This is a genomic window from Senegalia massiliensis, assembly GCF_009911265.1.
GTDB classification, from domain to species: domain Bacteria; phylum Bacillota; class Clostridia; order Tissierellales; family SIT17; genus Anaeromonas; species Anaeromonas massiliensis_A.
Map to the genome: position 1 here is coordinate 299,390 of NZ_QXXA01000004.1, position 20,035 is coordinate 319,424.

A 20,035-nucleotide genomic window follows, 5' to 3' on the forward strand; every position below is an offset into this window, starting at 1 on the left:
TAACAAATTTTAATATTTAATACATGAAAATAGCACATTTAAATTTAAAAATTTAAATGTGCTTATCTCATTATATTAAATTTTCTTTTTTAAGATATTTAGTAAAGCTCTTTGTTAAATTATTTGTATTTATGTCCTCAATAAAGAATATTCCATTTTCTACATTTTTCAATTCTGCTTTTTTACTTTTAGTATTAAAGCCGTCTATATAAAGTACTCTATTACTCCCTATTGGCCAATATACATCTTTATCATCTGTTTTTGTAAGTCCAAAGTAATTAAAATTTGATTTTTCAATATCAAGTAATATTTCTCTAGCACTTGAATAATCAAAATTCTTACCTAATATATTTGAAAGCTTCATTATTACTTGCCAATTTTCATAGTTTACCAAAGGTTTTATAGCTTTCTTTAAACTTTGAATCTTTCTTTCAGTATTAGTTATTGTACCACTTGTTTCAGCAAATCCAACTGCTGGTAGTACTACATCAGCTCTTTTAGCTGTATCAGTAAGATGTGTATCTTGAACCATTAAAAATTCTAAATTTTCAAGATTCACATTCAACATATCTTCTCCAAATACTAATAATCCTTTTATATTCTTATTTTCAATATTATCTTTTAGATAATCATACCCTTTAGTTATTCCCATATCTTTAAGACCTTGACTATTAGTATTTTGTTTTAATTGAATTATACCATTTCTAGGTCTTGCAATATGTCCAGTAATAGCTGCCATATTTGCAAGTAAAATTGCTGCATCTGATGTAATTGTTTTTTGTTCAAATACTATCATAGCATTTTTTGATTTCCCATAAAAACTAGCTATCTTTTTAGCCTCATTACTCACCTCTATATCAGATAAATTTTCTTTTAAATCATCCAATCCTATATAATTATCTTTATCAGATATTAAATTCTCATCAATAATTGATTTTAATATCTCTTTTAAAAACTTTACATCATTTTTAGTATGAACAGCAATACTAGATAACTTAGTAAGACCAGTTTCATTAGGACTTATAGATAGTAGTTTTGCACCTTGTTCTACTACTTTTTTTATCTTAAATCCTGCTATAGGGTGTTTTTTCATAACATTTGATTCAACTAATAATATAGTATCAACACCTGAAAGTTCATCAAATGTATTTGTAGATGCATCATATCCAAATACTTCCTCAATTCCACCTCTATGACTATTAAATGATCCTATATTGCTAGTATTCAATACTTCTTTACCTAATTTAGATGCTAAATACATATCTTCATTTGTATATCTATCTGAAATAGATATTGCTACTGTATCATTACCATACAATAATCCTAAACTTTGAGTTTTCTTTGCTGTAAAAAGTAATGCTTCTTCCCATGATGCTTCTTCTAATTTCCCTTTTTTTCTAATTAAAGGTTTTGTGATTCTTTTTCCTATATTTTTTAAATCAAATCCAAATCTTCCTTTTGCACAAAGAAGACCATTATCAATAGATGAATCATTTTTAGGTAATGATTTAACTAATAAATCGCCTTTAGTATTTAAATCTAAGTTACATCCTATACTACAATGTGAACATACAGTAGAAGTTGATTTTGTTTTAAGTGGAACTGACTTTTCAATTGAAAGCCTTTCTTGAAGTGCCCCAGTAGGACATACACTTATACACATGCCACAACTCACACAATCTGTTTCTTGTAGTGTCTTACCAAATGCAGGTTGTACTATTGTATCAAATCCTCTATCTATTAATCCTAAAGCATTTGATTTTACTACATCTTCACAAATTCTAACACATAAACCACATAATATACATTTATCTGAATTTCTAATTATAAAGGGATGATTATCATTATTTTGTCTGTTATGCATTTCACCTGATAATCTTTCAGGTTCTACTTTATATTCATTAGAATAATGAAGTAACTTACATTCAAATAAATCACCACACCCACATTCTAAACAACGCATAGCTTCTCTTTTTGCATCTTCCTCTGAATAACCTTTTACTATTTCTTCAAAGTTTCTCTTTCTTATATCTGGTTCTAAAGATTCCATTCTTGGCCTATGCTCTATTTCTCTATCAGAGAATTCTTCTATATTTACTTCTTCTCTTGTAACATAAAAAGGCTTTTTATAACTAATAGTTTTCCCTTCAAGATAGCTATTTATAACTTCTACAGCTTTTTTAGCTTCACCAATAGCTGCTATTGCAATATCTGGTCCTTTATTTGTAGCATCCCCACCTGCAAACACACCTTCTATATTTGTAAGAAATGAATTTTCATCTGCAGAAATAGTACCTCTTTTAGTAAATTCTAAATCTTCAAATCCCTCTATATCTACAGACTGACCAATTGATGCTATTACAGAATCCACTTCTATTATTTCTTCTTCACCTTCTATTGGAATTGGTCGCCTTCTTCCTCTTGAATCTTTTTCTCCAAGTTCCATTTTTTGAAGACGTATTTTTGATGCTTTCCCATTATTCCCAATAATCTCTATAGGACTTACTAAAAATTTAAAATTAACCCCTTCTTCTAATGCTTCTTCTACTTCTACTGCTTCTGCTGGCATTTGTACTTTTGTTCTTCTATATAATGCATATACCTCTTTTGCACCTAATCTAATAGCTGTTCTACAAGCATCCATAGCAGTGTTACCTCCACCAACTACTGCTATTTTATCACCAGTTCTAATAGGTTTATTCAATGCAAATTTATTTAAAAATTCTATTCCCCCAACTACTCCTTCTAAATCTTCTCCTGGACAGTTTAATTTTGTACTATTCCAAGCACCTATTGCAATATATACTGCATCATATTTTTCCCTTAAATGTTCTAACTTTATGTCTCTGCCTACCTTTATATTTGTAAGCATTTCTACCCCCATATTATTTATAAGCTCTATTTCTTTGTTTAATACTTCTTTTGGGAGTCTATATTGAGGTATTCCATATCTAAGCATACCTCCAAGTTTTGGCATAGATTCATATATAGTTGCTTTATGTCCTTCTTTAGCCAAAAAATATGCAGCTGTAAGTCCACTAGGTCCTCCTCCAATTATTGCTACTGATTTTCCTGTAGATGACTTTATTTCTGGCATAAATTGTTCTTTATCATTTAAATCAATATCTCCTACAAAACTCTTCAAAAATGCAATTGAGACTGGATCATCTAGTGTTTCTCTTCTACATGCTGTCTCACATGGATGAGGACACACTCTACCTATACTTGCAGGAAGTGGTAACTTTTCTTTTATAAGTTCTACTGCCTCTTTATACTGTCCATTAGCAATAAGTCCTACATAGCCTTGACAATCTGTATCCCCAGGGCAAGCCAAAGTACAAGGTGCCTTACAATCACCAGTATGATCAGAAAGTAATAATTCAAGAGCTATTTTTCTTGACTCTCTTACTTTTTTTGTATTTGTAGAAATTATCATTCCATCTGATGCTACTGTGGCACAAGACCTTAACAATTTATTCATTCCTTCTAATTCCACCATACATAATCCACATGATCCATATGGTTCAACTCTTTCATCATGACAAAGTGTTGGTATTTCAATATTATTAGATTTAGCTATTTCTAAAATTGTTTGTCCACTATGACCCATTACTTCAATTCCATTTATATTCAGCCTAATTTTATTCATAATTTACGCCCCCTTCACAAACTAACCAATTTTTATAGCACTAAATTTACACATTTCCATACATTTTCCACATTTAATACATTTATCTAAATCTATTATATGAACTAATTTTTTCTCTCCAGATATAGCTTCTACAGGACAATTTCTTTTACAAAGTCCACATCCAATACATTTATTTTCTGAAATACTATATTCAACTAATTCCTTACATGCTTTTGAAGGACATTTTTTATCATGAATGTGAGCTTCATATTCATCACGGAAATATCTTATAGTGCTAAGTACTGGATTTGGTGCAGTTTGTCCTAGTCCACACAGTGAACCTTCTTTTATTTTTGTACCTAATTCTTCTAAAAGTTCTATATCTCCAATTTTCCCTTTCCCTTCACAAATTCTAGTTAATATTTCAAGCATTCTTTTAGTACCTAATCTGCATTGAATACACTTACCACATGATTCTTTTCTAGTAAAATCTAAGAAAAATCTTGCCATATCTACCATACAAGTTGTTTCATCCATTACTACCATTCCACCTGAACCCATTATAGCGCCAATTTTAGATATTGATTCATAGTCAACGGAAGTATCTAAAAGGTGTTTTGGTATACAGCCTCCTGATGGTCCTCCCATTTGTACAGCTTTAAATTCTCTATCTTCTTTTATTCCTCCACCTATTTCATGTATTACATCTCTTAAAGTTATTCCCATAGGAACTTCTACAAGTCCACCTTTTTTTATTTTTCCAGTTAAAGCAAATACTTTTGTACCTTTACTATTTTCAGTCCCAAGGTTTGCAAAGGTTTTCCCTCCGTTTAATATTATATAAGCTACATTTGCCAATGTTTCAACATTATTTATATTAGTTGGTTTATTCCAATATCCCTTTTGTGCTGGAAAAGGTGGTTTTAATCTAGGCATTCCACGTTCACCTTGAAGAGATTCTAAAAGTGCAGTTTCTTCACCACAAACAAAAGCTCCTGCACCAGCTTTTATTCTTAAACTGAATTTAAAATTTTCTCCAAATATATTTTCACCTAAATAACCCTTTTTTTCTGCCTCATTAATTGCATTACTAAGACGCTTTATAGCAAGTGGATACTCTGCTCTTACATATACTATACCTTCATCTGCACCCATGGCATATCCATTTATTATCATACCTTCAATTAATCTATGTGGATCTCCTTCTAATATGCTTCTATCCATAAATGCACCAGGATCTCCTTCATCTGCATTACATACTACATATTTTTTATTTCCAGGGGAATTTTTTGCTGCGTTCCATTTAAACCAAGTAGGAAATCCAGCTCCACCTCTCCCTTTTAAGCCTGATATTTTAATCTCATCAATTACCTCATCAGGACTCATATCCTTTAAAACCTTTTCAAGAGCTTTGTACCCGTCTGTATTTATATATTCATCTATGCTTTCAGGATTTATATTACCACAATTTTTAAGAGCAACACGATTTTGTTTTGATAGTATTTCTATATCTTTTTTATCAATAGTAAATTCATTCACAGAAATGTTATCTGTATATATATTATTAAGTAGTATACTAACTTTATTTTCATCCATATTAACAAATGTAATTTTTTTACCTTCATGTATAACATCTATAATAGGCTCTAAATAACACATTCCTATACAACCAGTAGATGATAATTCTATATCTAAATTATTATTTTTTATCTCGTATGATAATTTATCATATACCTTATTTGCACCAGCAGCTATACCACAACTACCTTGCCCTACTATTATCTTCATTTTTATGCCCCCTTTCTTTTGCTCTTTTCCTTTATACTTCTAATAATTTGTTTTGCTTTTTCAGCAGTTAGATTTCCAAATGTATCATCATTTATCATCATAACTGGAGACAAGCTACAACATCCAAGACAAGCTACATTTATAAGTGTAAAAAGTCCATCATCAGTAGTTTCTCCATCTTTTATATTTAATTCATCAAATATTGATTCTTCTATTGTTTTAGAACCATTTACATGACAAGCTGTTCCCTGACAAAGCATTATCATATTCTCTCCTACAGGATTTAATCTAAACTGTGTATAAAATGTAGCAACCCCATGAATTTTGGCAGGCTTTACACCTGTTTTAAGTGATATATAATTTAATATATCAATAGGAAGATAATTATATTTTTCTTGAACTTCTTGAAGTATGCTAATAAGAGTGCCTTTTCTACCATCATATTTCTTTAAAATTAAATCAATATTATTCTTGTCTTCTTTTGAAATGTCTGTAAAAATAAATTTTTCTTTTTGACAACAACCCATTTTATACATCCCCTTTATATAATTTTAATTATTACCTAGAATATCTTTTGCAATTTTTTTACCAGTAGGAGTAGCAGCAAGTCCTCCCAAAGCAGTTTCTCTTAGAGAAACTGGAAGAGACCTTCCAACATTATACATTGCTTCTACTACTTCATCAAAAGGTATGATACTTTTTATTCCAGCCAGAGCCATATCAGCTGATATAAGTGCATTTGTAGCTCCAATTGCATTCCTCTTAACACATGGACTTTCTACAAGACCTGCTATAGGATCACATACTAATCCTAATATATTTTTTATAGTCATAGATGCAGCTTCTAAAGATTCACTTGGTTCCCCTCCTTCAATTTCAACAAGAGCCGCTGCTGCCATAGCTGCTGCTGATCCTGTTTCTGCTTGACATCCTCCATCTGCTCCTGCTACTGTAGCATTTTTTGTAATAATATATCCTATAGCAGAAGCTGTAAAGAGAGCTTTTATTAACTTATCATCTTCTACCCTGTATTCATCTTTCATCATATATAATACTCCTGGTACTATTCCAGATGATCCAGCTGTAGGAGCTGCCACAATTTGCCCCATAGTAACATTTACTTCTAAAACTGCCATAGCTGCTGCCACTGCTTTCATTGTTCTTTTACCAGAAAGAGTATTTGAATTCATATATCTTTCTCTAAGTTTTTTAGCATCTCCACCAACAAGTCCCCCCATTGATTTCAAACTGCTATTCAAACCTTTTTCTACTGAATTAATCATAGTAATTAAATTTTCTCTCATAATTTCAAAAATTTCATCATATTTTTTTTCAGAATTTTCAACTTCTCTTTCTATCATTACTTCCCAAATTTTTTTATCTTCTTTTTTACATATATTTAAAAGTTCTTTTCCATCTTTAAAATTATACATTTACTTACCTCATTTCTATAAAGAATCTATAACATAAACATCTTCCACATTTCCCGAGGAATCTTTTATAGATTTTATAAGTTTATCTGAAAGTTTATTATCACATTCTAAAACCATAAGTGCATCTTTTCCTTTACTTTGTCTGTATACACTCATAAAGGCTATATTTATATCTTCATCAGCTAATACTTTTGTTATTTTTGTAATTACACCAGGACCATCTATATGTTTAACTATAAGTGTTGGATATTCTCCTACAAACTCTAATTTCATACCATTTATTTCAGTAATTTTTATATTACCACCACCTATAGAAGAACCCATAAGTTCTACTATTTTACCATTGGATTGATATATTAAAAATTTTACTGTATTAGGATGAGCATCTCCTAAATCAGTAGGTATAAAATTATAATTAATTCCTTTTTTATTTGCAATTTCTAAGGAATTTTTTAGATTTTCATCATATTCTGTAAATCCCAATAATCCAGCCATTAATGCTCTATCTGTTCCATGACCTCTATAAGTATTTGCAAAAGATCCATGAAGTAAAAAATCCACCTTTATTATATCTGCCTTTATAAGCTTTGAAGCAATTCTTGCAAGTCTTGCAGCACCTGCTGTATGAGAACTAGATGGTCCTATCATCTTAGGACCTATTACATCAAATGCACTATAATTTTTCATTTACACCATCCTTATTAGTTAATTATCTCTATTAGTATAACATATTAAACTTTATGCAATAAAGTTATTATTTTATTAATTATATTTATTGATTTAATTATATTATAATAGTTACTAAAAGTAACAAAAAACATCCTACTAAAGCTACTATCTGTATCCCCTCATACTATATACATATAAAAAAGTATACCAAAAAATCAGTATACTCTTTTATATCATATTTTTATAAAATTTTTAAAGCTTTGTAATATATTTATATCTTTTCCTTCTTCATAATTTTCTGGTATATCAAATGTTTTAATGTAAATTTGATTATTCTCCATAGATTTATATAATTCTTCCATGAAAATACCCTTATCTTTTATAGAGTCACAAGATGGACTACCTTCTATGCCTAATATTCCAATTATTTCATAGCCATTATTTAAATATTCATCCATTTGTTTAACAATATCATTCACCAAGTTTTTACATAAATTCCTATAATCATATGTATCATATTCTTTCTTAGTCATAGGTGGTCTATTCTCACCTAAAAAAATAAATTCTGGACAAGGAAACTGGATAATTGATATATCATTATCTATTATAATTTTTACTATATCATTAAAAGCTCCCTTTGACCTTTCCCAATCTCGAATAACTGAATTTTGATTTAATATACAATGAGCCGTATATATTATTTGTTTTTTTCTATGCATTTTGATTACTCTTTTGATATGCTCTTAAATTCAAAGGTAAATACTGAATTACAAATACAACTAATATACAACTAGCTATTTTGTCAATAATATTACCCGTAATTCTAGGAATAAATGCAGCTGTAAAAATCTTCTGTCCACTTGCAAGTAGCCATGCAAATATAACATCTGTGCCTCCACCTGTTACTCCTCCATAAACTAAAACTGCAATTGGAGTTCCTATTAAAGGGGCTATAATTGATAATATAATACCTGTCACAATTGCAATTTTAAGATTAAATCTATATTTTTTAGCTATAAGTCCCACAATTAATCCTATAGCTATATTTACAATTGCAAAGGGGATATTTTTAGGGTTTGTTATCATTCCTTGTATTATATTTGTAAGTCCTCCTGTCATTGCACCAGCAAATGGCCCAAGTACAACTGCTACAAAAATTGTACCTATAGTATCTAAAAATAATAAAGGTATTTGTATGAATTGTATTACTGTACCAAAAACAATATTTATTACGATTCCTAATGATGCAATAACCATAGAATTTGTTGAATTAAACACATTACTTTTCATTAAACTCCCTCCTAAATTTTTGATAGTTAAACTAATATCATTATAAATTTAGGATAAATAATAGTAAAATAGAAAATATCTATAATTAGTAGACTTATTATACAATTTATAAATAAATTATATCCATTCGTCACTATAATCTTTTATAAAATCATCTATAGTTCTAGGTTTTCTTTTTAATATGTTTTCTGCTGTATCTGTTACTTTCCTTGCCATTCCAAGTTTAGTAGTTAAATAAAGTACAGTCATTACATTAGCAAATTCCTTTTTAACTCCTCTATTTATCATCTCTTTTCTAAATTGTAATAGGCTAGGATTTGAATATTTTATATCCTTTCCTAAAACATTACTCATTTTATTTGCAACTTCATAATAACTTATGGCTTCACATCCTGTTATTGTATAGGCTCTTTTTCTATGTCCTTTTTCTGTAAGAGTTATACCTATTACTTCACCAATGTCTCTAGTATCAATAAAGCTTACCCTTGCATTTCCACCAGGAATAAAAATATCATTTCTTTCCTTTATATCTTCTTTATGAGTAGTTGATAGATTTTGCATAAAAAAACTTGGTCTTATAAAGGTATATGGTATATTTGATTCTAATATAATTTTTTCTATTTTATGGTGAGGCGGGAAAGGATTTTTTTCTATTCCAAGTAAAGATAGAAATACTATTCTCCTAACAAATTTTTGCTTGCATCTGTTTATAAATGGTTTAAATATCCTGTTTACATCTGTAAGTTGCGGAGGTCGAACTAAAAAGACTTTATCCATTCCTTCTAATGCACGATTAAATGTATCCTTTTTTTCAAAATCTAAATGAACTAAATTAATCCCAGGGAATTTTTCTTTATATTTTTCAACATTTCTTACACCAGCTGTAAAATCAATGTTATTCTTTATAAAATAATCCATTACTGCACTACCTACATTTCCAGATATGCCTGTAAGTAAAATATTTGCCATTATATCATCTCCATTTGCTAATAATATGAATAATTCTTACCCATTTTATATTGTTTTATTATTTCCTATTATATAAACTTCTGTCAAGTATAACTTTATTTATTATAGGAGGGATTTAATATTATTTTGAAAAACAAAGACTTTAATTCTAAATTTATAAAACTTCATTTTAGATACAATGAACAAATAACAAAAACTATTTACCTTTAATTTTTTGTGTAAATAATAATATTAAAGGCAATATTAACCCAAAAGTAAGTGATAAATTTATCCAGTTAGGGTTATCCCATTCAATAGAATATATTGTATCAGGATAAACTATTGTAGATAATATTATCATTATCATAGCTATTGGTAATATCAGTATTTTATAATCATTTAATTTTAAAAACTGAGATACACTAAGTGTAAGTCCATAAAAGTAAATAAATAATTTATAGAATACAGATAAAAACCAAACCATTGCAAATAATATTTCTAACCGTTGTATATATTCACCTACTTTTGCTTTTTTTGACAATATATGTGTAGGATAAAGATGCCTTGATGTAATTTCTGCACCTAGTACAAGAGTACACATATCAATAGCTATTATTAAAACTATTGATGCAATTATTGTAGATATTAAAAAATCCTTTTTAATTCCTTTTACATTATTTACATTTGATGGACAAAACATTAATAATGCTATAAAAGTAAAAGAAGTGGATCCCATAAATGGTAAAATACCCTTAAATACAGGATTAAATCCTTTTTCTAATATTGGATACATATTATTAATATCTATTTGTGGAATTAATAATATATTTGGTATAAAAAAACCTATAAGAATTATTGGTATAATTATTTCTGAAGATCTAGCTACTACTTCTAAACCTAGCTTTGCTGCTATTATTACTACTATCATAAAAAGAGTCTTTAACACATAAGGAGGGGTATCATGCATTATATGTGTACTTAGAAAATTTCCCATAATCCATATTTGAGTAGAACATGCTAATATTAAAAAAAATATAAATAATAATTTAATCAAATTACCTATATATTTACCAAATAAGTATTCAATATATTCTATCAAGTTTTTTTCTCCCATTTTATCTATTAGATTATAATAAATTAAAGCAAGAATTATACTAAGCATACTTCCTAAAAGTGCAGACAACCATGCATCTTGCTTTGCAATACTAGAAAGCATAGATGGAAATAATACAACGGAAGTTGCAACATATTGTAAAAATATAAAATTCCTTAATTGATTGTTATTTATAATAGTTTTAGTCATATATATATATCCTTTCTTAATATTTAATGTAGTATATTATTTATCGGAGAATAAATAATAGAAACTAGATCCAATGGATTTGGTATATTTATATCAAGAACTTTCATAATTCCTAATATCGTTGCAAATAATAATAATATAGAAAATGACCATACTTCTTTTTTAGAATCACTTTCTTTAAGAGACTTAAATTCATATATGACAATTATAATTGAAATCATTATAATACCTATACTATTCTTCATTCTTGTTTACTCCATCATCTATTTTATCTATAAAAGTATCTTTTGTAGTTCCTGTTCCTCTAATTTTTGATTTTACTTTTATATTTATATCTAAATGTGAAAACTCATCTTCCCAATTATCTCTTAACTCTTTAAATTCTTTTGGATGTTTTCTATGTAATTCTAATCCAAATCCAAATATATCACTTTTAAGTTTTTTAGCTTTTTTAATAGATAAATTCATATAACTTTCAACTTGATTTTCTAAATTTTTTTCTAATTCTTTTATATTATCTGTCTTTTTTATGTCTATATTACACCCTACATCAGCAATATTAACTTCTAGATCAATTTTCACAGTAATATTAGGTATCCCCTGTTTAATTTCAGATTTCATTTTAGACTTTGATTTTAATAATTCTACTGCTAAATTATTTTTTTCATTACAAGGGATAGTTATAACAGTATTCTTAAGATTGTCTACTATGGCATTATATCCTCTACTTTCATTTTGAGTTAACCAGCCTACTAATTTATCTCCATTAAATACAGCTATATCTTCTGATCTAATAATATTTTTAGGTTTTACTTCATTTACATTTTCCATACTATTGTTGTCTTGCTTCTGTCCTATTAATGAAACTCCTGTAAGAATAGCATCTTTCCCTGTATTTATTAAATCAGATATAAGTTGATCTAATTGAACAGCTCTCACATTTCCCCAAGATTTCTCAGCCATTTCCAAACTATCATATAATTTTTCAGCAGGTATCTTTTCAATAGCAGTAAGTACATTTAAAACATCTGTTGCCATTGAATCTTTTGTAACAACAATATAAAAATCTGTCCTTAATTCATGATCTCTAGAAAAGAAATCTAATACATCTATAATTCCTTCCTTTGCCAATTCTTCTCCAATCATTAAAATCATTAAATGTCCTAAATAAACCTTTCTTGGAACATCTCTTGTTAATTTTCTTAAAGCTTCAAATACTGTTTTACCTTTTACCCTATATGTTGAAACTTCAGATCTCCCTGTTAATTCTCTCCCTGCTATTTCACTTGGATTTATAATTTGAACTGTAACTAAATATTCATCTTCTACTTTATCTATACCTACAGCTGAGGCAATAGTAATTTCTGAGAGTTCTCTTTTATCCCAACACCCTATTAAAAAATTAGTTAGAATTATTATAATTAGAAATAGTATTCTTTTCTTCATAGTTAAACCCTTTCTATTATGGTTTCTTTGGCTTTGCGTCTGTAGGATTTTGCTGACGTACAGAATTTTTACTTGAAATAAGTTTAGGTCTTTTAAACATTCTCCATAGTGGTGTTCTAATTAATGTATCTTTTTGTCCACTTAGATTAAGTGGTGCTAAAGGATACATATATGGTATTCCAAAAGATCTTAAACTACAAAGGTGAAGTAACATAGTAAGTAAACCAAGTGCAACTCCAAAAAGTCCAAAACTTGCTGCAAGTAACATAAATATAAATCTTAATATTCTAACTGTCATTGCTAAATTATAAGAAGGTGATATAAAACTAGCTAGTGAGGTTATTGATACAACTATTACTTTTGCAGGAGAAACGAGTCCAGCTTGAACTGCTGCTTCACCCAATACTAATGCTCCCACTATAGATATTGCGGTTCCAATTGCTTTAGGCATTCTTACTCCTGCTTCTCTTAATATCTCAAATGTTAACTCCATTATTAAGGCTTCTATTAAAGCGGGAAATGGTATACCTTCTCTCTGAGCAACAATACTTATTAAGAGAGCAGGTGGTATCATTTCTTGATGAAAAGTAGTTACAGCTATGAATAACGAAGGAGTAAGTAATGCTAAAAAAAATGCTACATATCTAAGTATTCTAATTAAACTAGATATATCCGCTCGTTGATAATAATCCTCAGGTGATTGAAAAAATTGTACAAATAATGCAGGAACTAAAAGTACAAAAGGTGTTCCATCTACTAATATTGCTATCCTACCTTCCAATAGCCCTGCTGAAACACTATCAGGCCTTTCAGTATTATATATTGTAGGAAATAATGTATACGGCTCATCCTGAATAAGTTCTTCAATATATCCACTTTCTAAAATGCTATCTATTTTTATTTTATCTATTCTATATCTAACTTCATTTATTATTTTTTCATCTGCTATACCTTTTACATATACAATTGCTATATTTGTATTAGTTTCTTCCCCTATTACTTTTTGTTCGATTCTAAGATTTGTATTTTTAATTCTTCTTCTTATAAGAGAAATATTAGTTCTAAGTGTCTCACAAAATCCATCTCTAGGTCCTCTTATAACATTTTGACTACTAGGTTCTTGAACACCTCTATCTTCAAATCCCTTGGTAGATATCACAAAACAAGTATTAAACCCATCTACTAAAATTACAGAATCTCCAGATAAAATATGTAAAAATAAATCTTTAAATTTATTAGCTTTTTTTATTTCACTATCTAATATAATATTTTCTTCTATATATTTTAATAAATTCTTGTTCTTAACTTCTTCTTTAACCTCTTTACATTCACTATTATTCATAAGAGACTTAAGTACAGATTCATTTATAATCTTTTTATCTGCTAAACCATCTATGTATACAATTGACATTTCTATTCCTAAATTTACTGAAGAGCAAAATTGTTTAATGACTAAATCACTACTCTCTCCAAATTCTTCTTTTATGATATTTATATTTTTATTTAAGTCTTTTTCTATTGTCTCATCTATATATACATTATTTATTTCCAATGATTTTTTTGTTTTCTTATTTTTTTTTCTAAATAAATCACTTAATTTCTTCATTTGATTAACTCCTAATATTAGACATATTCATTATAAGTTTAAACAAATTTCATAAAAAAAATACAATTAATAATATTATTAATTGTATTTAATAAAATATATTCTATTTTAAGCTATATTTCTTCTATAACATCTCCTGGTTTTATTACACCTTCCCTTATTATTTTTGTAAATATACCTTCTGTTGGCATTATGCATTTACCTACTTTTGTTGCTATTTCACATCCTGTATGACACTCTTTTCCTATCTGTGTAACTTCTTGAATTGTACTACCTATTCTAAGTTTTGTACCTATTGATAATTCATGAAGTATTATGCCTTTAGTAGTAATATTTTCTGCAAATTTACCACTGCCTAAACCTTCTACTCCCATTTTTCTCATTTTATCTATACTTTCATATGCCAACAAACTTACTTGTCTATGCCAATCACCTGCATGAGCATCTCCAATTAAACCATGATTTGTTTTAAAAACTCCTTTTTCTATAGGTTTCTTAATTGTGCCTTTTTGTGTACTTATATTAATAGCTAAAACTCTACCCTTTATCATCTTGATTCTCCCCTTACATACTTACCACTTTTACCACCAGTCTTTTCTATGAGTCTTACGTTTGTGATAATCATATCCTTATCTATAGCTTTACACATATCATATATTGTCATTGCAGCAATATTTACAGCCATTAAAGCTTCCATTTCAACTCCAGTTTTACCTGTTGTCTTCACAATAGACTCTATTTCTATTTCCTCTTCATTTATTCTAAAACTAATATCTGCTCCTGTTAAGAATATATTATGACACATTGGAATTATATTACTTGTCTTTTTAGCTCCCATTATACCTGCTATTTGAGAAACTGACAATACATCTCCTTTTTTTATCATACCATTTCTTATGGAATTAATTGTTTCTTTTTTCATCTTTATTGTTCCTCTAGCTATGGCTACTCTTTTAGTATCATTTTTCTCTCCCACTTCTACCATGTGAGCTCTGCCTTTTTCATTAAAATGAGTAAGTTTCATATTAACCCCCTATCTGATTCATATTTTTCAATATATATTTCCCGTCTTCCAAGTGATGTGATTCTGGTTTTTCTGATATAGAATTTAATATAATATTATTTATACTTTCTCCATTTCTAATAGCATGCTTTAAATCTATTTCTCTATTTGAATGGAGACAAAGCTTAAGCTTTCCTTGAGAGGTAAGTCTTATCCTGTTACAATATTCACAAAATTTACAGCTAATAGGATTAATTATCCCTACTCTGCCTTTTCCACCTGGTAATTTATAATATACTGCTGGAGATGACAAATCATATTCTTTTACTTTTTCTAATATCTTTACTCTATTTAAAACTTCGTCACTTGATATAAAATTTTCATTTGCCCAATTTGAAGCTTCACCTATAGGCATAAGCTCTATAAAACGTACATCTATATTCTCTTTACTTGTTAAATATACAAAATTTTCTATTTCATCATCATTAAATCCACCTATTAGTACAGTATTTATCTTTATAGGTGAAAGCCCAACTTCTTTAGCTTTTTTTATGCCTTTAAAAACTTTCTCTAAATCTCCACCCCTAGTTATCATTTGATATTTTTCTTTATTTAAGGTATCTAAAGATATATTAACTCTATTTAAGCCTGAGTTTTTTAAATCTTCTGCATATCTCTCTAAAAGAAGCCCATTTGTTGTCATAGATATATCCCTTAATCCATCTAATTTGGATATATTAGATATTAGTTTTGTTATACCTTTTCTTATAAGTGGTTCACCACCTGTTATTCTAATTTTTTCTATTCCTAGTTCAACAAATTCTTTTGCTATTAATTGTATTTCTTCTAAAGAAAGTAAATCATTATGATTACATTTATATATTCCGTGGGAGGGCATACAATATTTACACCTTAAATTACATCTATCCGTAATTGATATTCTTAAATAATTTATATTTCTACCAAAACTATCTTTCATTTTGTCATCTCCCACTAATTTAACAGTTATAGGAAAAATACATCTCTCTTTTCTCCTTTTTTAAGCCCTTTTTCTTTGCTCTTAATTATAACATATCCATGAGATTTTGATAAAGTATATATCATTCCAGACGTACCTTTTATAGGGATTGCATAGAAATCTCCTTTATTTTCTTCTAAACTTACTAATTGATAAGTTTCTCTACTTGTATGATTTTCAAAATTTTCTTTTATTATTGCCTTCATTTTTCTTACACCATAATCTATATTTAATTTCTCGTTCAAAAAACTTTCTATAAAGACTTTAAATACTATAAGAGAAGAAGTAGGATGTCCAGGAAGACCTATTACAATTTTTTCTCCTACTTTTGATATTATAGTAGGTTTTCCTGGCTTTATTGATACTCCATGAACAAATACTTTACTATTATCAAATGATTCTATAACTTTTAAAGTATAATCTTTTATTCCTACAGAGCTACCTCCTGATATCAATACGATATCAGAAAGCTCTAAAGCTCTTTTAGTTGCTTTTCTTAATAATTCAAAATCATCTTTTACAATTTCACTACTTGATACTTTTCCTCCAATTCTTTCTATTTCAGTAGAAAGTGAGTATTTATTTACATCTCTTATTTTTCCATTTATCGCTTTACAATCTATATCTACTATTTCATCTCCTGTAGATATAATTGAAAATTCAAGTTTTTTATACACTTTTATTTTACTCATACCTATTGATGCAAGTGTTCCAATATCAGATGGAGTTAACTTTCTTCCTTTAGAAAATAAAAGTTCTCCTTTTTTCATTTCATCACCTTTAAAATTAATATTTTCACCAAAAGATATACTCTTATTTAATAACAATACATTGTCTTTCTTATGAACATCTTCAATCATTATAATTCCATCTGATCCTTTTGGAACCATACCACCTGTAGGAACATATATTGCTTGGTTAGTCGTTATTTCTAATTCAGTTTTTTCACCCATATTTACTTGTCCAATTATTTTTCTTTGTTTTATATTAGAACGTTTCACAGCATATCCATCTTTAGTGGAACGGTTAAATTCTGGTATGTCTATATTTGATTTAATATCTTGTGCTAAAATCCTATCTAATCCATCTATTATATTAATCTCTTCTGTTTCAATTGTAAAATCTTCCAATCCTTTTTCAAATTTTAATTTTGCTTGATCTATACTATCAAGTTTAGAAAATATCATCTTCTATCACATCTCCTTTGCTTAAATAGACGAGTTTATTGCACATTCTTTTTGCTTGACTCATATTGTGAGTTATTATTATTACTGTAGAGTTACTACTTTTATTAAAATTCATTATTTCTCTTTCCATTATTTTTATAGAATCAGGATCTATATTTGATGTAGGTTCATCTAACAATAATAACTTAGGATTAAATACTAAAGCTCTTGCTAGAGATACTTTTTGTGATTCTCCTCCTGATAATTTATGTGCTCTTTTATCTTTTAAATCGTCTATTTCAAATTTCCTAATCATATCTTCCACTTTGTTTTTTATATCTACTTTATTAAATCCCCTTATTTTTAAAGGATAAGCTATATTATCATAAACACTTCTTTTAAAAAGGTATGGTTTCTGATTTACCAGTGTAATATTTTTATATAAATAATTATCCAATTTCTTTCCATTATATTCGACTTGTCCTAAAAAATTATTATCAAGACCTGCTATTATATTTATAAGTGTTGATTTTCCTGCACCATTTGGACCTATTATTCCTGTTATTTTTTTCTTTTCTATAGTTAATTTATCTATGTTTAATATCTTTCTTTCTTTATAATATTTTCTTATATCTTTTAAAAATATATCCATTTTATTCTTCCTCACTATAACTATATATAACACTATTTATTCCAAAAGAAATAACAAATAATACAATTCCTAAGGCTATAGCCATAGAGTAGCGTCCCATTGAATTAAACATAGTTATTGATGTAGTTATTACTCTTGTAAAGCCTTTTATATTTCCTCCTACAATCATAACTGCTCCAACTTCTGATATTGCTCTTGAAAAACTAGTAACAACGTTCATAAAAATATCTATTTTAAACTCTCTAATTATTAGAATGACAATTCTAACTTTATTTGCTCCAAGAGTTATGCCTATTTTTTCAATTTGTTTTCTTCTGTTTTTAGATAAATTATAAGTAAGTCCTAATATCAATGGTATAACTAAAAAGGTTTGAGCTATTACCATGGCTATAGGTGTATATAATAAGTCTAAAAATCCAAGGGGACCTCTTCTAGATAATATAAGTGCAACCACCAAGCCTACTATAACTGATGGAATACTCATAAAGGTATAAATAAGTCTTGAAAATAAACGCTTACCTCTAAAATCTTTAATTCCTAAATAAATTCCTATGGGAATTGATATTATAGATGCTATTATAGTGGCTAAAGTAGATACAAAAAGAGATAAAAAAATTATTCTATATATTTCTATATCGAAGCTAATTAATAGATGTAACGCTTGACTAAAACCTTCAATTATATAATCCATATTATCACCAACTTCTATTTTGCATTTGGTGTAAATAAAACCTCACCATATTCCTCTTTACCATATTTACCTATTATTTCTTGTGTATATTTTGATGAAAACCACTTTTGAAATTTTTTAGCACCCTTGCTATTTATCTGTTCATTTTTTTCTGAATTTACTGTAGTTACTGAATATTGATTAAACAATATATCATTTCCTTCTACCAATATATCCAACTCTATTTCATCTTTCATTGAAAGATAAGTTCCTCTATCTGTTAAGGTATAAGCTTGCTTTTCATCTGCCATTTTTAAAGTATCAGCCATCCCTGAACCATTTTGTATGTAAAAATCCCCATTTGGCTTTATGTGTATTTCCTTCCATATTTTTAATTCTTTTTTATGGGTCCCAGAATCATCTCCCCTAGATACAAACTTATATTCATTTTGATTATAAATAGTTTCTAATGCTTTATATATATCATTACTGTAATTTTGCTTTATATTTAACGGATCACTGTTTGGACCTACAAGAATAAAATCATTATACATTACTTCTACTCGTTTCATTCCATGTCCTTCTTTTAAAAATTCCATCTCTGAATCTTTTGCATGAGTTAATAATACATCTGCTTCACCATTTTTGCCCATTTCTAATGCTTTTCCTGTACCTACTGCAATAACTTTAACTTTTATGTTATATTCCTTTTCGAAATAAGGCAAAATATGATCTAATAATCCACTATCACGTGTGCTTGTAGTTGTAGCGAGTATAAGTTCATTTTGTTCTAATTTATTTTCTACATCAGTACAACCTATAATCAAAATAACTGTTAATAATACTACTAATGAAAGCATACTAATTTTTTTCAATTTATTTTTCTCCTTATCTAGCACATTCATTTGTTTTATTTTTAAGTATTTGTAGTCCATGATCTAATACATCTATAATATAGTCAAGGGATTCTCTAACTGCTTTTGGACTACCTGGTAAATTCACTATTAATGTTTCTTTTCTTATTCCAGAGATAGCACGAGATAACATTGCCCTTTTAGTTATACTGAGGCTATGATATCTTATAGCTTCAGATATCCCAGGTGTTAATTTTGTTATAATTTTCCTTGTGGCTTCAGGAGTTACATCACGCTTACTAAAACCAGTCCCACCAGTAGTTAAAATTAAATCTAATTTTAAATCATCACTCATCTTTATCATTTCTCTAGCTAATTCATCTTCATCATCAGGAAGTACTATGTACTTTGATATAATATATCCTTTATGTTCTACTATTTCTTTTATAACTTTTCCACTTAAATCTTCTCGTTTACCTTTTGATCCCTTATCACTTGATGTTATTATTCCAACTTTAAACATAAATTCATCTCCCCATATACTTATAATTATATTGT

The 20,035-nt window shown here is 28.2% G+C and carries 20 protein-coding genes; all 20 read right to left on the reverse strand.

Annotation, left to right across the window (positions count from 1 at the left end):
- Positions 1-70 precede the first annotated feature (70 nt).
- A complete protein-coding gene (locus D3Z33_RS03750; protein ID WP_160196440.1) occupies positions 71-3,649 on the reverse strand; it encodes an NAD(P)-binding protein in 3,579 nt (1,192 codons plus the stop codon).
- A 21-nt stretch (positions 3,650-3,670) separates the two neighbouring features.
- Positions 3,671-5,419, reverse strand: coding sequence for an NADH-ubiquinone oxidoreductase-F iron-sulfur binding region domain-containing protein (locus tag D3Z33_RS03755; protein WP_160196441.1), 1,749 nt, complete (start codon positions 5,417-5,419; stop codon positions 3,671-3,673).
- A gap of 2 nt (positions 5,420-5,421) precedes the next feature.
- Positions 5,422-5,946: an NADH-quinone oxidoreductase subunit NuoE gene (nuoE, locus tag D3Z33_RS03760; protein WP_160196442.1), complete on the reverse strand. Its 525-nt coding sequence runs from the start codon at positions 5,944-5,946 to the stop codon at positions 5,422-5,424.
- Positions 5,947-5,970: 24 nt separating this feature from the next.
- Complete coding sequence (gene sdaAA / locus D3Z33_RS03765; RefSeq protein ID WP_160196443.1) at positions 5,971-6,852, reverse strand: L-serine ammonia-lyase, iron-sulfur-dependent, subunit alpha; 882 nt, start codon at positions 6,850-6,852, stop codon at positions 5,971-5,973.
- Between the two features lie 15 nt (positions 6,853-6,867).
- Entirely contained in the window at positions 6,868-7,539 is a 672-nt protein-coding gene (sdaAB, locus tag D3Z33_RS03770; protein ID WP_160196444.1) for an L-serine ammonia-lyase, iron-sulfur-dependent subunit beta, read from the reverse strand.
- 215 nt (positions 7,540-7,754) lie between these two features.
- On the reverse strand, positions 7,755-8,240 hold the full coding sequence (locus D3Z33_RS03775) for a CD3072 family TudS-related putative desulfidase (protein ID WP_160196445.1): 486 nt from the start codon (positions 8,238-8,240) through the stop codon (positions 7,755-7,757).
- Complete coding sequence (locus D3Z33_RS03780) at positions 8,233-8,811, reverse strand: CD3073 family putative ECF transporter S component (protein ID WP_160196446.1); 579 nt, start codon at positions 8,809-8,811, stop codon at positions 8,233-8,235. The genes D3Z33_RS03775 and D3Z33_RS03780 overlap by 8 nt, the downstream gene beginning before the upstream one ends.
- 117 nt (positions 8,812-8,928) lie before the next feature.
- Positions 8,929-9,780 (reverse strand): SDR family oxidoreductase, encoded by an 852-nt coding sequence (locus D3Z33_RS03785; RefSeq protein ID WP_160196447.1) that lies wholly within the window; start codon positions 9,778-9,780, stop codon positions 8,929-8,931.
- Positions 9,781-9,976: 196 nt separating this feature from the next.
- The gene (locus D3Z33_RS03790) at positions 9,977-11,062 is read right to left on the reverse strand and encodes a GerAB/ArcD/ProY family transporter (RefSeq protein WP_160196448.1); all 1,086 of its coding nucleotides are present in this window, start codon (positions 11,060-11,062) and stop codon (positions 9,977-9,979) included.
- A gap of 23 nt (positions 11,063-11,085) precedes the next feature.
- Positions 11,086-11,307 carry a hypothetical protein gene (locus D3Z33_RS03795; RefSeq protein ID WP_160196449.1) on the reverse strand — a complete coding sequence of 74 codons (222 nt, stop codon included), beginning with the start codon at positions 11,305-11,307 and terminating at the stop codon, positions 11,086-11,088.
- Positions 11,297-12,508 carry a Ger(x)C family spore germination protein gene (locus D3Z33_RS03800; RefSeq protein ID WP_160196450.1) on the reverse strand — a complete coding sequence of 404 codons (1,212 nt, stop codon included), beginning with the start codon at positions 12,506-12,508 and terminating at the stop codon, positions 11,297-11,299. The genes D3Z33_RS03795 and D3Z33_RS03800 overlap by 11 nt, the downstream gene beginning before the upstream one ends.
- 16 nt (positions 12,509-12,524) lie before the next feature.
- Positions 12,525-14,114 (reverse strand): spore germination protein, encoded by a 1,590-nt coding sequence (locus D3Z33_RS03805; RefSeq protein WP_160196451.1) that lies wholly within the window; start codon positions 14,112-14,114, stop codon positions 12,525-12,527.
- Positions 14,115-14,227: 113 nt separating this feature from the next.
- The gene (locus tag D3Z33_RS03810; RefSeq protein ID WP_160196452.1) at positions 14,228-14,665 is read right to left on the reverse strand and encodes an MOSC domain-containing protein; all 438 of its coding nucleotides are present in this window, start codon (positions 14,663-14,665) and stop codon (positions 14,228-14,230) included.
- Positions 14,662-15,138 (reverse strand): cyclic pyranopterin monophosphate synthase MoaC, encoded by a 477-nt coding sequence (gene moaC, locus D3Z33_RS03815; protein WP_160196453.1) that lies wholly within the window; start codon positions 15,136-15,138, stop codon positions 14,662-14,664. The genes D3Z33_RS03810 and moaC overlap by 4 nt, the downstream gene beginning before the upstream one ends.
- Position 15,139: 1 nt before the next feature.
- On the reverse strand, positions 15,140-16,096 hold the full coding sequence (moaA, locus tag D3Z33_RS03820; protein ID WP_160196454.1) for a GTP 3',8-cyclase MoaA: 957 nt from the start codon (positions 16,094-16,096) through the stop codon (positions 15,140-15,142).
- A gap of 26 nt (positions 16,097-16,122) precedes the next feature.
- Positions 16,123-17,322, reverse strand: a complete 1,200-nt coding sequence (locus D3Z33_RS03825; protein WP_160196455.1) for a molybdopterin molybdotransferase MoeA — start codon at positions 17,320-17,322, stop codon at positions 16,123-16,125.
- Positions 17,309-17,953 carry an ATP-binding cassette domain-containing protein gene (locus D3Z33_RS03830; protein WP_160196456.1) on the reverse strand — a complete coding sequence of 215 codons (645 nt, stop codon included), beginning with the start codon at positions 17,951-17,953 and terminating at the stop codon, positions 17,309-17,311. Before D3Z33_RS03830 ends, D3Z33_RS03825 begins: the two co-directional genes overlap by 14 nt.
- A 1-nt stretch (position 17,954) precedes the next feature.
- Positions 17,955-18,644 carry an ABC transporter permease gene (locus D3Z33_RS03835; protein WP_160196457.1) on the reverse strand — a complete coding sequence of 230 codons (690 nt, stop codon included), beginning with the start codon at positions 18,642-18,644 and terminating at the stop codon, positions 17,955-17,957.
- Positions 18,645-18,658: 14 nt separating this feature from the next.
- Entirely contained in the window at positions 18,659-19,498 is an 840-nt protein-coding gene (locus D3Z33_RS03840) for a substrate-binding domain-containing protein (protein WP_160196458.1), read from the reverse strand.
- Between the two features lie 13 nt (positions 19,499-19,511).
- A complete protein-coding gene (locus tag D3Z33_RS03845) occupies positions 19,512-20,000 on the reverse strand; it encodes a MogA/MoaB family molybdenum cofactor biosynthesis protein (protein WP_160196459.1) in 489 nt (162 codons plus the stop codon).
- Positions 20,001-20,035 lie beyond the last annotated feature (35 nt).

Bases quoted from the DNA above. Each gene is read 5' to 3' on its own strand.
- D3Z33_RS03750 (WP_160196440.1), bottom strand. From the start codon at position 3,649: ATGAATAAAATTAGGCTGAATATAAATGGAATTGAAGTAATGGGTCAT.
- D3Z33_RS03755 (WP_160196441.1), bottom strand. From the start codon at position 5,419: ATGAAGATAATAGTAGGGCAAGGTAGTTGTGGTATAGCTGCTGGTGCA.
- nuoE (WP_160196442.1), bottom strand. From the start codon at position 5,946: ATGGGTTGTTGTCAAAAAGAAAAATTTATTTTTACAGACATTTCAAAA.
- sdaAA (WP_160196443.1), bottom strand. From the start codon at position 6,852: ATGTATAATTTTAAAGATGGAAAAGAACTTTTAAATATATGTAAAAAA.
- sdaAB (WP_160196444.1), bottom strand. From the start codon at position 7,539: ATGAAAAATTATAGTGCATTTGATGTAATAGGTCCTAAGATGATAGGA.
- D3Z33_RS03775 (WP_160196445.1), bottom strand. From the start codon at position 8,240: ATGCATAGAAAAAAACAAATAATATATACGGCTCATTGTATATTAAAT.
- D3Z33_RS03780 (WP_160196446.1), bottom strand. From the start codon at position 8,811: ATGAAAAGTAATGTGTTTAATTCAACAAATTCTATGGTTATTGCATCA.
- D3Z33_RS03785 (WP_160196447.1), bottom strand. From the start codon at position 9,780: ATGGCAAATATTTTACTTACAGGCATATCTGGAAATGTAGGTAGTGCA.
- D3Z33_RS03790 (WP_160196448.1), bottom strand. From the start codon at position 11,062: ATGACTAAAACTATTATAAATAACAATCAATTAAGGAATTTTATATTT.
- D3Z33_RS03795 (WP_160196449.1), bottom strand. From the start codon at position 11,307: ATGAAGAATAGTATAGGTATTATAATGATTTCAATTATAATTGTCATA.
- D3Z33_RS03800 (WP_160196450.1), bottom strand. From the start codon at position 12,508: ATGAAGAAAAGAATACTATTTCTAATTATAATAATTCTAACTAATTTT.
- D3Z33_RS03805 (WP_160196451.1), bottom strand. From the start codon at position 14,114: ATGAAGAAATTAAGTGATTTATTTAGAAAAAAAAATAAGAAAACAAAA.
- D3Z33_RS03810 (WP_160196452.1), bottom strand. From the start codon at position 14,665: ATGATAAAGGGTAGAGTTTTAGCTATTAATATAAGTACACAAAAAGGC.
- moaC (WP_160196453.1), bottom strand. From the start codon at position 15,138: ATGAAACTTACTCATTTTAATGAAAAAGGCAGAGCTCACATGGTAGAA.
- moaA (WP_160196454.1), bottom strand. From the start codon at position 16,096: ATGAAAGATAGTTTTGGTAGAAATATAAATTATTTAAGAATATCAATT.
- D3Z33_RS03825 (WP_160196455.1), bottom strand. From the start codon at position 17,322: ATGATATTTTCTAAACTTGATAGTATAGATCAAGCAAAATTAAAATTT.
- D3Z33_RS03830 (WP_160196456.1), bottom strand. From the start codon at position 17,953: ATGGATATATTTTTAAAAGATATAAGAAAATATTATAAAGAAAGAAAG.
- D3Z33_RS03835 (WP_160196457.1), bottom strand. From the start codon at position 18,644: ATGGATTATATAATTGAAGGTTTTAGTCAAGCGTTACATCTATTAATT.
- D3Z33_RS03845 (WP_160196459.1), bottom strand. From the start codon at position 20,000: ATGTTTAAAGTTGGAATAATAACATCAAGTGATAAGGGATCAAAAGGT.